The organism is Terrabacter koreensis, from assembly GCF_054783315.1.
Genome location: NZ_BAAGQU010000006.1, coordinates 24,303 through 37,072, shown reverse-complemented (window position 1 = coordinate 37,072; position 12,770 = coordinate 24,303). Strand labels below are relative to the sequence as shown.

The following is a 12,770-nucleotide window of genomic DNA, read 5'->3' as shown; positions in this document are numbered from 1 at the left end:
CATGGATGCCGACGCCGTCGTCGTGGGAGCCGGTCTCGCCGGCCTCGTCGCCACCGCCGAGCTCGCCGACCGCGGCAAGCGGGTGGTGCTCGTCGACCAGGAGGGCGAGCAGTCGCTCGGCGGACAAGCCTTCTGGAGCTTCGGGGGGCTCTTCCTGGTCGACAGCCCCGAGCAGCGCCGGATGGGCATCCGCGACAGTCTCGAGCTCGCCACGCAGGACTGGATGGGCTCGGCACAGTTCGACCGCGACGAGGACTTCTGGCCCCGCAAGTGGGCGGAGGCGTACCTGCACTTCGCCGCGGGCGAGAAGCGCTCGTGGCTGCACGAGCAGGGGCACCGCCTCTTCCCCGTCGTCGGCTGGGCCGAGCGCGGCGACGGCCGGGCCGACGGGCACGGCAACTCCGTGCCGCGCTTCCACATCACGTGGGGAACCGGCCCCGGCATCGTCGAGCCGTTCGAGAAGCGCGTACGTGCCGCCGTCGAGAAGGGCCTCGTGACCCTGGCGTTCCGGCACCGCGTCGACGACCTCGTGCTGTCGGGCGGGACGGTGACCGGCGTACGGGGACGGGTGCTGGCGCCCGACGGCGTCGACCGCGGCCGCCCGAGCAGCCGCGAGGAGGTCGGGGACTTCGAGATCGCGGCCCAGGCCGTGGTCGTGACGAGTGGCGGCATCGGCGGCGACCACGACCTCGTGCGCCGGGCATGGCCCGAGCGGCTCGGCACGCCCCCCGCGCGCATGGTCGCCGGGGTGCCCGCCCACGTCGACGGCCGGATGCTCGGCATCACCCAGCAGGCCGGCGGCAACGTCATCAACCCCGACCGCATGTGGCACTACACCGAGGGCCTGCGCAACTGGGACCCCGTCTGGGACAACCACGGCATCCGCATCCTGCCCGGCCCGTCGTCGCTGTGGCTCGACGCGCGCGGCCGTCGTTTCCCGGCCCCCTACTTCCCCGGCTTCGACACGCTCGGCACGCTGGGGCACATCATGCGCACCGGCTACGACTACTCGTGGTTCGTGCTGACGCAGAAGATCATCGAGAAGGAGTTCGCCCTCTCCGGCTCGGAGCAGAACCCCGACCTCACCGGCAAGGACGTACGCCAGGTGCTGGGTCGCGCGCGCAGTGGCGCACCCGCGCCCGTGGAGGCGTTCATGCGCAACGGGGAGGACTTCGTCGTCGCCCGCTCGCTCGACGAGCTGGTCCGGGGGATGAACGCCCTCACCGGTGACGACCTCATCGACCTCGAGTCGCTCCGCCGTACGGTCGTGGCCCGCGACAACGAGATCGACAACGACTTCACGAAGGACGCCCAGATCACCGCCGTGCGTGGGGCACGGCACTACCGCGGCGACCGGCTGATCCGGGTCGCGAGCCCGCACAAGCTGCTCGACCCCAAGGCGGGACCGCTCGTCGCGGTCCGGCTCAACATCCTCACGCGCAAGACCCTCGGCGGGCTCGAGACGGATCTCGCGGGACGGGTGCTGCGGCCCGGCGGCGACCCGCTCCCCGGCGTCTACGCGGCCGGCGAGGTGGCCGGCTTCGGCGGTGGCGGCATGCACGGCTACAACTCGCTCGAGGGCACCTTCCTCGGCGGCTGCCTCTTCAGCGGTCGCACCGCCGGACGCTCGGTGGCGGCGGCCCTCTGACGCTGGGGACGGGGGTCTTGACGACACCCGCGCGGATCGTCTACAACGGGAACAGAGCACGAAGTTGAGCGGTTATCACTCAAGAAAGGTTCACTGAGGCCGATCAGGTCGGCCCCGTTCTCCGAGGAGTAGATCATGAGCACCACCACCTTCGACCCGTTCCGCTCCATCGACCGGACGTTCGACCGCCTGCTGGGCGAGGGCCTGCGCGGGGCATCCGCCTCCGGGTCGATCATGCCGATGGACCTCTACCGGTCCGGCGAGAGCTTCATCGCCCACATCGACCTGCCCGGCGTCGACCCGTCGACCATCGACATCGACGTCGAGGACCGCACGCTCACCGTCCGGGCCGAGCGCCGGTCGCCCGAGGCCGAGGGCGCCCAGTGGCTCTCGCGCGAGCGGCCCGCCGGCACCTTCGCCCGCCAGCTCTCGCTCGGCCGCGGCCTCGCCCTCGACCGCATCGAGGCCGACTACCGCGACGGCGTGCTGTCGCTGACCATCCCGGTCGCCGAGGAGGCGAAGCCGCGCCGCATCACCGTGTCGCACGCAGGCTCGTCGGCCGACGCGCACCGCGAGATCGAGGGGGCCGACACGGAGGCGACGAAGGAACACGCGTCCGCCTGACCAGGACCCGGGGGGCTCGGCGGTGGACCGCCGAGCCCCTGCACCTGTCCGGGTGCGGATCAGGCCGGCGCACCGACCGGGGTGGCGAGCGCTTCACCGTCCACGACCGCGCGGCGCTCGGCCGCGCGGCGCTCGGCGGCGTTGGCCGCGAGGATGACGACGAGGCCGAGGCCGGCGAAGCCTGCCCCCACCCAGAGCGGTGACGTCCAGCCGAGCCCGGCAGCCAGGGCCAGGCCCGAGAGCCAGACGCCCAGGAAGTTGCCGAGGTTGAACGCGGCGATGTTGGCCGACGACGCCATCGTCGGAGCGCCCGCCGCGTGCGCGAGCACCCGCATCTGCAGGCCCGGCACGGTCGCGAAGCCGAAGAAGCCCATCGCCAGCAGCATCGCCGCCGATCCCAGTGGGCTGTGCGCGAGCAGGGCGAAGCCGACGAGCGAGACGCCCAGCGCCACGGTGAGCAGCACGAGGGTGCGGGTGAGCGCCCGGTCTGCCCAGCGCCCGCCGAGCAGGTTGCCGACGAAGAGCCCGACGCCGAAGAGGACGAGCAGCCACGGCACCGCCGACTCGTCGAAGCCGGTGACCCGAGTGAGCAGCGGCTCGACGTACATGAACGCCCCGAACATGCCGCCGAAGACGAGCACCGTCATGCCGAGCGAGAGCCACACCTGGCCGTTGCGAAAGGCCTCGAGCTCGGCCCGGAGGCCGACGGTCGACCGGGAGCTGGGACCAGCCTCGCCGTCGGCCTCGACGTCGCCCGAGTCGGGGACCAGCGCAGCGATGCCGGCGGCCGCGACGACCCCGACGGCGGCGATGACGGCGAAGGTCGCGCGCCAGCCCCACTGCTGGCCGACGAAGGTGCCGAGCGGCACGCCGAGCACGTTGGCGAGGGTGAGGCCGCCGAACATGATCGAGATCGCGCCCGCCTTGCGGTCGGCGGCCACGAGCGAGGCCGCCAGCACGGCGCCGATGCCGAAGAACGCCCCGTGCGCGAGGGCGGCGACGACGCGACCGCCGAGCAGGACGGCATACCCGGGGGCGAGGGCCGAGAGCGCGTTGCCGGCGACGAAGAGTCCCATGAGCACCAGCAGCGCCCGCTTGGGACGCCAGCGCCCGAGCAGCGGCGGGAGCGCCAGCGCGCCGAGGACGACGGCGAGGGCATAGCCGCTGATGAGGTAGCCGGCCGTCGGGATGCTGACCCCGAGGTCGGCCGCGACGGTGCTGAGGAGGCCGGCGATGACGAACTCCGTCAGGCCGATGCCGAAGCCCCCGAGAGCGAGGGCGATGAGACCGAGTGGCATGGGTTCCTGGTCCTTCCGAACAGGTGCGGACGCCGGGGCCGAGCCTCTCTGCCTTCGCCGGTATGCCGCGCGTGCAACTACTTGATGCTGAGCGACGTTAGTTGCACGCGCGGCATATTGCAAACGCGCGCTATGATGATGGGCATGGGAATCGCGGACACCGCCGTCGAGGTGCGCGCCTCCGGGTGGCGCACCCTCGCTGCACTGCACGGGCACATCGAGGCCGCACTCGAGCGTGAGCTCGTTCGCCGGCACGGGCTGTCGGTCGTCGAGTTCACCGTGCTCGACGCGCTGTCACGTCAGGACGGCTGGCACATGCGGATGTCCCAGCTCGCCCGGGCCGCCGCGCTCTCCTCGTCGGCCACGACCCGGCTCGTCAACCGGCTCGAGGACCGCGGCCTGCTCACCCGGGTGCTCTGCGCCGACGACCGGCGAGGCATCTACACCGAGCTCACCCCCTCCGGGCGGCGACTCCACGCCGAGGCGAGCCCCACCCACGACCAGGTGCTGGAGGAGTCACTCGGCAGCGCCGGTGAGGTGCCCGAGCTCGCCGCCCTCGTCGAGTTCCTCCACCGCTCCTGACGACTGCCGATGCGGCGGTTCAGAGCCGCCCGCGGACCGGGGTGCGTTCGACCGGGTCGCCGCCCTCGGGCATGACCATCTCGGCGCGCACGCCGAGCAGCCGCACCTCGCGCTCCGGGTCGAGCGTCGCGGCCAGCTCCACCGCCGCGGCGACGACCTCGTCGCGGTCGGACGTCGGGGCGCGCAGCTTGCGGGCCTTGGTCTGGGTGAAGAACGGCGCGTAACGGACCTTGAGGGTGACCCGGAAGACCGGCCGGCCCTCCTTCGCGGTGTCGTCGAACGCCTGCTCGGCGAGGTCGCGCACCGCGTCACGCACCTCGGCGGGCGTCGTCAGGTTGCTCTGGTAGGTGGTCTCGCGGCTGTGCCCCCGCGCGATCCAGGGCGAGTCGTCGACGACGGCCGAGCCGATGCCCCGCCCCAGCTGGGAGTACCAGACGCCCATGCGAGGCCCGAACTCGCCGACGAGCGTGGCCTCGTCGGCGTCCGCGAGCTGACGCACCGTCTCGATGCCGTGACCTGCAAGGCGCTTCGACACCTTGGAGCCGACTCCCCAGAGGTCGATCGTCGGCCTGTCGCCCATGACCTCGAACCAGTTGTGGCGCGTCAGCCGGAAGACACCGCGCGGCTTGCCGAAGCCCGTGGCGATCTTGGCCCGCACCTTGTTGTCGCCGATGCCGACCGAGCTGTGCAGGTCGGTCGCCTCGAGCACGGCGCCCCGGACCCGCTGCGCGAAGGCTTCGGGGTCGTCGGTCTGCACCCCGAGGAACGCCTCGTCCCAGCCGAGCACCTCGACGACGACGCCGAGGGACCGCAACGTCTCCATGACCCGCTCGGACGCCTCGGTGTATGCCGGCGCGTCGACCGGCAGGATGACCGCGTCGGGTGCCTTGCGGGCGGCCAGACGCAACGGCATGCCCGAGCCGACCCCGAACTCGCGGGCCTCGTAGCTCGCCGTCGACACGACGGCCCGCTCGGTCGGGTCGCCGCGCCCACCGACGATGACGGGCTTGCCGACGAGCTCGGGTCGGCGCAGCAGCTCGACCGCCGCGATGAACTGGTCGAGGTCGACGTGCAGCACCCAACGGGCGGGCCCGGCGCTCATGACGCCATTGTGCCCGCGCGGACCGACAGTGCTGGCGGTGCCGGTGGGCCGGGCGGACGTCAGCCGCGCGTCGGGCGGTCGCGCTTGGCGGGCCGCCGTGGTTGGTCGGTGACCTGCCTGCCGGCCCGGAAGGTGTAGACGGCCGGCGGCTCGGGCGTGCCGGACGACTCGGTCGGTTCGGAGCGATCGACAGGCTCCGAGCGTCGAGGGGCCCCGGCGGCCTTGGGGGCGCTGGGGGCGCTGGGGGCGCTGCGGGTCCGGGTGTCTCCGCCCGTCGGGTCGTCGTCGACGGGCGCCGGGCCGGCGGCGGCGTCCTGCTCACGCGCCGCGAGGACGACACCGTGGAAGAGCATCGCGGCGGCCAGCACCGTGAGGCCGAAGGCGCCGACGGCGAGCGGCACTCCGGTGTGGGCGCCGCCGAGCTCGGAGCGGAGCAGGTGCAGCCCGCCGGCGGCGGCACCGACGACGGCGGAACCGACGAACCAGACGATCGTGCCCCGGGTCATTGAATGCGCCACGAGGTCACTGTGGCACACGCGAGCCGGGTTGGCGCCGAGGCCTGCAGGTTCGGCTCGAGGGACGGGCGGCTGACGGGCGGCTGACGGGCGGCTGACGGGCGGGTCGCGTGGATTGTCAGTGTCCGGACGTCGCCGAGACACCCTTGGCCGCAACGGTCTTCGCCGCCTTGGCGGCGTTCTCGGCGTCCTGTCGCGCAAGCCTCGTGGCGGCCATCACGTCGGCCCTGGCCTGACCGGTGGGGACGGCCGCGCCACCGGACGCCCGGTCGGCCTTCTTCGAAGACCCGAGGATCGCCCGCGATGTGGGGTCGGGTGCGAAGCCCTGCGTTGCCGGCTGGGCCTGGGCGCGCGCCTGGCGGGCCTGCGCCGCAGCCGCCTTGGCGGCCTTGGCGAGGGCAGCCTTGGCTGCCTTCTCGTTCGCCCTGGCGGCCTTGGCAGTCTTGTCGGCGGCCTTCTTCGCGGCCTTGTCGGCAGCCTTGGACGCCTTGTCCGCAGCCTTGTCCGCGGCCTTGGACGCCTTGTCGGACGCCTTGTCGGACGCCTTGTCGGCAGCCTTGGCCGGGCCCTTGTCGGAGCCCTTGCCCGAGTTGTCGTCGGAGCGCTGCCCCGGAGTTCCGGGGCCCTCGGCGTTGCCGGGCCTCGGGTCGAGGGCGTCGAGCGCGAGCGTGAGTCCCGGGGCAACGGCCGACGGGACCGCCGGGGGTGCCTGCACAGGTGGAGCCGGCGGAACCGGCGGTGCCGACGGCGCCGCCGAAGCGGGCACCTCGGCCGGACGCGTCGCGGCCGGCGCCTGGACCGACCCGGCGGACTCGGGTGCCGAGGGCACGGCGGCATACGCGGTCTGGGTGCCGACGGAGAACGGGGAGCTGACGGGCACACCACCGGCCGCCTCGGGCTCGGCACGGCGCTCGTGCGCCGTGACGGACGGCAGGATGAGGGCCGCGACGGCGGCGCCGAGCAGCAGCGCCGCACCACGCTGGCCACCGACGGACGAGAGCGACACGCGCCCGCGGACGAGCGCGGCGATGGCCGCGAGGAGCGTCGAGACGCCGATGACGACGAAGCCTGCGGTGAGGCCACCCACGAGGCAGCTGAAGGCGACGAGGGCGCCGATGACGGCGAAGCCGGAGACCGTGCCCTCGGGCAGGCGGCGCGGCTCGGGGTCGGCGAGCAGGTCGACCGGCTCGGGGGCCAGCAGGCCCGGGCGGGCCGGCAGCGTGAACGAGGGCTCCTCGAGCGCGGCGAAAGCGGACATTTCGGACGTCACGGGGACAGTGTGGACGATCCGGGGCTCCGCGTCACGTCCCAACTCGTTGTCGCCTCCTGAGGTGCCGCCGTCGCCCCCGCGCGAGGACTCGTCACGCAGGGTGCGGGTCGGCGCACCGGCGGCGGCCCAGAGCTGCCAGCCGCGGGGCGGGACGGGCCAGGAGGGGTCGGGCAGCCAGCGGTCGACGTCAGCCGTGGCCGGCCGTCCCGGTCGCATCGGGGCACCGTGCGTGGGCGTCATGGGGGTGGTCACCGAACTCGCCTCTCCTGCGTCAGCGCGGCCCCGCTCCGTCGAGCAGGGCCTCTCATAGCAGAACAGTACGGTGCAGAGTCACGTTTTGTACCGCAAATGGTAAAAGTTGGGCAAAGTCGCCCGTGTCGCCCTCTGTCGCCCGGATGGAAGACTCTGCTCCATGCTGCGACTGGACGACCGGTGGGTCTGGGACGCCTGGACCGTCGACGACGGTGGGCGCACCCACCTGTTCTACCTGCAGGCACCACGGTCCCTCGGCGACCCGAGCCTGCGGCACGTCAACGCCACGGTGGGGCACGCCGTCTCGACCGACTGCGTCGCCTGGGAGGTCGTCGAGGACGCCCTGACCCCGTCGGACAGCGGCTTCGACGACCTCGCGATCTGGACCGGGTCGACCGTGCACGACGGCGAGCGCTGGCGGATGTTCTACACGGCCGTCTCGCGCGCGGGACACCACATCTACGACCAGCGGATCGGCTCCGCGGTCTCCGACGACCTCGTGCACTGGACCCGGGCCTCGAGCGAGCCGGCCCTCCGCATCGACCCGCGGCACTACAAGACGCTGGCCTCGCACCCCGGCCCCACCGAAGGGCCCGACCTCGAGGGCAGCAGCGAGACGTGGCGCGACCCGCTCGTGCTGCGCGACCCCGAGGGTGACGGCTGGCACCTGCTCATCACCGCCCGAGCCCGCGACGCGGCGAAGAACGACGACGGTGTCGTCGCCCACGCCTGGAGTTCCGACCTCGACTCGTGGGAGGTGCGCGGACCCCTCTGCGAGCCGGGCGCCGGCTTCGGGCAGCTCGAGGTCCTGCGCAGCCTCGTCATCGACGGGCGGCCCGTCCTCGTCTTCACCTGCCACCCCGAAGAGATGACCCCGGCGCGCCGTGCCGACGCCGACGGGTGCTGCACGTGGTCGGTGCCGTCGCCGGGCCTGCTCGGCCCGTGGGACCTGTCCCGGGCTCGGCCGTTCCGGGCCGACCCGACGCTCTTCGCGGCCCCGGTCGTGACCCGGCCCGACGGCAGCACCGTGATCTTCGGCTTCCACCACGACGGCCGGGACGGGTCGCTATGGATCGGTGACCCGATGCCGGTGACGCTGGACGCCGCGGGCTACCTCGTGCCCGCCTGACCCGACCGGCCGGCCTCCACGGGATGCAGCCCTCCCACCAGCCACGCCGGGGTCTGGTCGGCGAAGTGGTCGGCCCGGGCGTCGCCGCTCGCCCCGAAGGGCACCACCCACCGGCTCGCGTCACGGTCGGCGAGGTCCCAGACATAGCGGGCGACCGGTCCGCCGTAGCAGCGGTCGGTCACCCCGGGCGCGCTCGCCGCGGCGAGCACGCAGCCCTTGTCGCCGCCGACCGGGTCGCGCGGCACCGACGGCGCCCGGTCGCTGACGTCGAGCGCGTGCAGCGGGTCGAGCCAGTGCCGGTCACTCCACGCGGCGTCCGGGTCGTACTGTCCGGCCACGCTCTCGAGGGCCGCGCGGACCCCGTCGGCGACGTCGATGCCGCGCTCGGGGGCGAGCCGTGCCATGGAGTGCCAGCCGGCGCCGATCTGCGCGACCACCCCGGTCCACGCGGCGAAGATCGGCGAGTGGCCGCTCGGCTCGAGCATCGGCGCGAGGCTCGGGTGGTCCGAGAACCACCGCACCAGGGCGGTGCGCCAACGCGCGAAGACGGCGGCCCCGTGACTGTCGGCGTCGCTGTGGCCGTCCCACGCGAGCAACACCTCGCGCACCTGCGCCGCGCGGCCGCCCACCTCGACGGCCTCGACCAGCTCGCGCATGAGGTCGGCCTGGCCGTTGCGGGTGTCGACGTGGATCGCCGCGCAGTCGTCGACGGTCAGGCCGGTGCGCGACCCGATGAGCGAGCGGATGCGCTCGGCGCGGAACGGCGTCGCGTACTCGACCCCGAGCCCTCCCCCGCTCGCCCGGTCGTTGGCGCTCACCATGACGTCGGGCACGTCGACGGCCGGACCCCGGCGGTAGCCGTGCCAGGTGTGCCTGGAATCCCAGGCAGGCAGCGGCAGCACCATGCCCGCCTCGTCGCGGTCCGGCACCCGTCCGACGACGAGGTGGCGCATGCGTCCGCTCGTGTCGGCGACGAGCGCCGAGTTCACGGGCTCGACCCAGCGCGCGAGCGCCCGCTCGACGTCGCCGACGGTGCGGGCCCGCAACAGGGGCAGCAGCGCGCCGAAGCCGAGGTCGCTCTCGACCTGGGTCGGGGTGCGCAGGCTGAAGGGCGGCGGTCCGCATGCAGCCGCGGCCTCGTCACCGTCGCCGGCGACCGCAGCGGCGCGCTCGAGCTCGGCCTCGAGCCCGGTCACGACCGGGCCGCGCGCCGTCACGACGACGGGCACGTGCAGCTCGCCCTCGCCGCGCACCCGCACCGTCTCGGTCGTGTGCTCGACCGGCTCCCAGCCGTCGAGGCCGCGCGCCACGAGCACGGGGGCGCCGTCCTCCCCCGACCCGTCGCACCGAAGCCTCTCGAGCGTGAGGTCCTGGTAGTCGGCCATCGCGTTCGTGATGCCCCAGGCGACCGACCCCGTGTGGGCGAAGTGCTGCACGCCCGGCACCCCCGGGAACGTGAAGCCGACGACGTCGAACTCGGGGCACGCGAGCCCCACCTGCTGGTAGCAGCCGGGCAGCTCGATGGTGCGGTGCGGGTCGCCCGCGACGAGGGGCAGCCCGCTCGCGGTCTGCGCGCCGCCGATGACCCACGCGTTGCTCCCCGAGCGGTCGACACCCTCGGCGTGGAGCAGCGGCAGCGCGTCCTCCCCGAGCCGGTCGGCGACGTGGGCGTTGAAGAGCTTGGCGGGGAAGGTGCCGAAGAGCAGGTGGATGCCCCAGAAGATGCCGAGCGGCGTCCACGGCGCCCACGGGCGCGGCGCGGCGGCATACGCCTCGAGCCCGAGCGCCTCGACCTCCGGTGTGCCCGTGAGCCCCTCGGCGAGCGCGGAGTCCACCCCGTCGACGTATGCCGTGAGCCACGCCCGCGTCTCGGCGTCGAGCCGCTCGAAGCAGCGTCGCACGGTGGCCTCGAGCCGCACCTGGCGGGCGAAGCGGTCCCAGGGCACCCCGTCCGCGCCGACGTACTCGGCGGTGCGCCCCTCCATGCGCCAGCGGTGGTGCTCGATCTGCCAGCCTCGGTCGAGCGCGGTGACGCGGCCCTGGAGGCGGGCCAGCTCCAGCACGTCGTCGGCGCGCAGGTGCGGGACACCGAGGGCGTCCCTGGTCAGGCCGGCCAGGGGCTCGCGCGTCACGTGGCGTCCTTGAAGCGCCCCCACCCGTGCCACCGGTCGACGTCGATGATCGCCGTGACACGGGCACGGTCGCGCACCCGGTAGGGCTGCCCCGTGTAGTGCGACGCGATGCGGTCGATGTCGCCGAGGTCGCGGTCGTCGAAGAGCTCGACGACGCGGCCCTGGAGGCTGACGTGGGTGATCCAGTTCTCGGGGTCCATGGCGCTGAGGCTCACCCGGGGGTCGGCCCGCAGCCAGTCGAGGCGCTTGCGGCCGGCGTCCATGTTGACGACGACCTTCCCGTCCTCGAAGAGGTACCAGGTGGGCACCGAGACGGGCTGGCCGTCGGGGCGCACGCAGCTGATCGTCGCGTAGTTCGGTCGGCGCAGGAACTCGGCGACCTCCGCGGGCAGAGCGGCCCCGCTCGTGGGTCGGCCGGCCGTCACCGGTCGCCCGACGTCTTGCTCTGGATCTCTCGGAAGAACGCGTCGGAGATGCGACGGAACTGGTGCAGCGTCAGGGTGATCGGGTCGCCGGCCGACAGCCCGAGGACCGTGTGCTCGGGGTCGAGCGCCAGCTCTGGGTCGGCCAGCACCGTGCCGCCGTTCTCGACGAGCGACCGGGCGAGCACGCGCACCTCGTGCAGCGCCTTCCCGGTCTGGCCCTCGGCGGCGCTCAAGCGGTGGATGAAGCAGCCCTCGAGGACGATGAGCATGTTGTTGAAGTACTCGTACTCGAGCGACTCGAGGGCGCCCTCGAGCGCGGAGACGTCGGCGTCGCCGTGGTCACGGGCCGCCTGCGCCACCTCACGGAACATCGCCACCTGCGACTCGACCCGCGAGCGGCAGGCGTCGACGTAGTCGGGCTCGTACTCCTTCGTCCCCAGCATGGGCTCAGCGTAGCGAGCGAGCGGCCACGTTCCGGCGACTAGGTTTGGGCCATGGCAGCGCGTGAACGGAACGTGCTCGGCGGTGAGCTCGAGCCGTGCGGGACCGACCCGGTGACCGGCTTCTACCGCACCGGCTACTGCACGACGGGTCCGGAGGACCGCGGCAGCCACACCATCTGCGTCGTCGTCACCCCCGAGTTCCTCGCCCACCAGCGCAGCGTGGGCAACGACCTCGTCACGCCGCGCCCCGAGTGGCGCTTCCCCGGCCTGACGCCGGGAGACACGTGGTGCGTCGTCGCCGTGCGGTGGCTGCAGGCGCACCAGGACGGCGCGGGCGCACCGGTCGTGCTCGCCGCCACGCACGAGCGGGCGCTCGAGGTCGTGCCGTTGCAGCTGCTCCAGTCGTATGCCGCCGACGTGCCCGACGACCCGAGCTCCCTTCTCTGACATGACGGCTCACGCCCTCCCCCCTCTGGAGGCCGACTGCTCACAGTGCTTCGGGCTCTGCTGCGTCGCCCTGCCCTTCGCGCGGTCGGCCGACTTCCCCGTCGACAAGGCCGGTGGCGATCCGTGCCGCAACCTGCTCGCCGACCACCGGTGCGGCATCCACGACCGGCTCCTCGAGGGCGGTTGGCGCGGCTGCGTGACCTTCGACTGCTTCGGGGCGGGCCAGCAGGTGTCGCAGGTGACCTTCGGCGGCGTCTCGTGGCGCGAGGCGCCCACGACGGCCCCGACGATGTATGCCGTCCTGCCCGTCGTGCGCCAGCTGCACGAGATGCTCGCCCACCTCCTCGAGGCCGTCGCGCTGGGGCCTGACCCCGACACCGCCGCCGCGCTGGACGGGCTCGTCGACGAGGTGGGAGCCGCCACCGCAGCCGATGCCGACACCCTCCTGGCCATCGACCTCGTCGCCCTTCGCGGGCGCGTGGGCGACCTGCTGCGGACCGTGAGCGCGACCGTGCGGGAGAGGCATCGGCGGCGTGACGGCATACGCGGGCGGTCACGGAAGGCCCGGCGGGTCGGCCCCGGCGCCGACCTCGTGGGTGCCGACCTGCGCGGGCTCGACCTGCGGGCGACGGACCTCCGCGGCGCACTGCTCATCGCCGCCGACCTCCGGGGCGCAGACCTGCGGTGGGCAGACCTGCTCGGGGCGGACCTGCGCGACGCCGACCTGCGGGGCGCGGTCGTCGACGGCGCGCTCTTCGTCACCCGGCCGCAGCTCGCGGCCGCACGCACCTGACGGCGGGCGCACTGCGCAGTTGGCGCATTCGGTCGCGCTGCGAGCGGCGAGAGCCCACAATCGAGCCACAGCGACCATCGTGACCATCGTGACCATCCGTCCCGTCGAGC

13 protein-coding genes are annotated in these 12,770 nt (G+C 73.5%); 6 read left to right on the top strand and 7 right to left on the bottom strand.

Annotated features, from left to right (window positions below):
* Position 1 precedes the first annotated feature (1 nt).
* Together ACYVNR_RS16575 and ACYVNR_RS16570 are read left to right on the top strand one after the other, a co-directional pair.
* Positions 2-1,648, top strand: a complete 1,647-nt coding sequence (locus ACYVNR_RS16575; protein WP_045192086.1) for an FAD-binding dehydrogenase — start codon at positions 2-4, stop codon at positions 1,646-1,648.
* A gap of 135 nt (positions 1,649-1,783) precedes the next feature.
* Positions 1,784-2,272 (top strand): Hsp20/alpha crystallin family protein, encoded by a 489-nt coding sequence (locus ACYVNR_RS16570; RefSeq protein WP_458801236.1) that lies wholly within the window; start codon positions 1,784-1,786, stop codon positions 2,270-2,272.
* A gap of 59 nt (positions 2,273-2,331) precedes the next feature.
* Here the strand turns inward: ACYVNR_RS16570 and ACYVNR_RS16565 are convergent, their stop codons facing one another.
* On the bottom strand, positions 2,332-3,570 hold the full coding sequence (locus tag ACYVNR_RS16565; RefSeq protein ID WP_045192088.1) for an MFS transporter: 1,239 nt from the start codon (positions 3,568-3,570) through the stop codon (positions 2,332-2,334).
* 144 nt (positions 3,571-3,714) lie between these two features.
* Between ACYVNR_RS16565 and ACYVNR_RS16560 the strand changes: the two genes are divergently transcribed.
* The gene (locus ACYVNR_RS16560) at positions 3,715-4,152 is read left to right on the top strand and encodes a MarR family winged helix-turn-helix transcriptional regulator (protein WP_045192132.1); all 438 of its coding nucleotides are present in this window, start codon (positions 3,715-3,717) and stop codon (positions 4,150-4,152) included.
* A gap of 19 nt (positions 4,153-4,171) precedes the next feature.
* Here the strand turns inward: ACYVNR_RS16560 and ACYVNR_RS16555 are convergent, their stop codons facing one another.
* From ACYVNR_RS16555 to ACYVNR_RS16545, 3 genes are all read right to left on the bottom strand, one after another.
* On the bottom strand, positions 4,172-5,254 hold the full coding sequence (locus ACYVNR_RS16555; protein WP_082081032.1) for a DNA polymerase IV: 1,083 nt from the start codon (positions 5,252-5,254) through the stop codon (positions 4,172-4,174).
* 59 nt (positions 5,255-5,313) lie between these two features.
* Complete coding sequence (locus ACYVNR_RS16550; RefSeq protein WP_461049455.1) at positions 5,314-5,772, bottom strand: hypothetical protein; 459 nt, start codon at positions 5,770-5,772, stop codon at positions 5,314-5,316.
* A gap of 115 nt (positions 5,773-5,887) precedes the next feature.
* Positions 5,888-7,291, bottom strand: a complete 1,404-nt coding sequence (locus tag ACYVNR_RS16545) for a hypothetical protein (RefSeq protein ID WP_461049453.1) — start codon at positions 7,289-7,291, stop codon at positions 5,888-5,890.
* Positions 7,292-7,451: 160 nt separating this feature from the next.
* Here ACYVNR_RS16545 and ACYVNR_RS16540 point away from each other — a divergent pair, with 160 nt between their 5' ends.
* Complete coding sequence (locus ACYVNR_RS16540; protein WP_045192092.1) at positions 7,452-8,420, top strand: glycoside hydrolase family protein; 969 nt, start codon at positions 7,452-7,454, stop codon at positions 8,418-8,420.
* On the opposite strand, the gene ACYVNR_RS16535 is transcribed toward ACYVNR_RS16540, so the two are convergent.
* From ACYVNR_RS16535 to ACYVNR_RS16525, 3 genes are read right to left on the bottom strand one after another with little or no spacing between them, the layout of a single operon-like run.
* On the bottom strand, positions 8,402-10,552 hold the full coding sequence (locus tag ACYVNR_RS16535; protein WP_461049451.1) for a penicillin acylase family protein: 2,151 nt from the start codon (positions 10,550-10,552) through the stop codon (positions 8,402-8,404). The genes ACYVNR_RS16540 and ACYVNR_RS16535 overlap by 19 nt on opposite strands.
* The gene (locus ACYVNR_RS16530) at positions 10,549-10,977 is read right to left on the bottom strand and encodes a TIGR03618 family F420-dependent PPOX class oxidoreductase (protein WP_082081034.1); all 429 of its coding nucleotides are present in this window, start codon (positions 10,975-10,977) and stop codon (positions 10,549-10,551) included. The genes ACYVNR_RS16535 and ACYVNR_RS16530 overlap by 4 nt, the downstream gene beginning before the upstream one ends.
* Positions 10,974-11,420: a hypothetical protein gene (locus ACYVNR_RS16525; RefSeq protein ID WP_045192094.1), complete on the bottom strand. Its 447-nt coding sequence runs from the start codon at positions 11,418-11,420 to the stop codon at positions 10,974-10,976. The genes ACYVNR_RS16530 and ACYVNR_RS16525 overlap by 4 nt, the downstream gene beginning before the upstream one ends.
* Before the next feature lie 51 nt (positions 11,421-11,471).
* Here ACYVNR_RS16525 and ACYVNR_RS16520 point away from each other — a divergent pair, with 51 nt between their 5' ends.
* Complete coding sequence (locus ACYVNR_RS16520) at positions 11,472-11,867, top strand: DUF2237 family protein (RefSeq protein ID WP_045192096.1); 396 nt, start codon at positions 11,472-11,474, stop codon at positions 11,865-11,867.
* A gap of 1 nt (position 11,868) precedes the next feature.
* Positions 11,869-12,660 (top strand): pentapeptide repeat-containing protein, encoded by a 792-nt coding sequence (locus tag ACYVNR_RS16515; RefSeq protein ID WP_461049448.1) that lies wholly within the window; start codon positions 11,869-11,871, stop codon positions 12,658-12,660.
* The last annotated feature ends 110 nt before the right edge of the window (positions 12,661-12,770 follow it).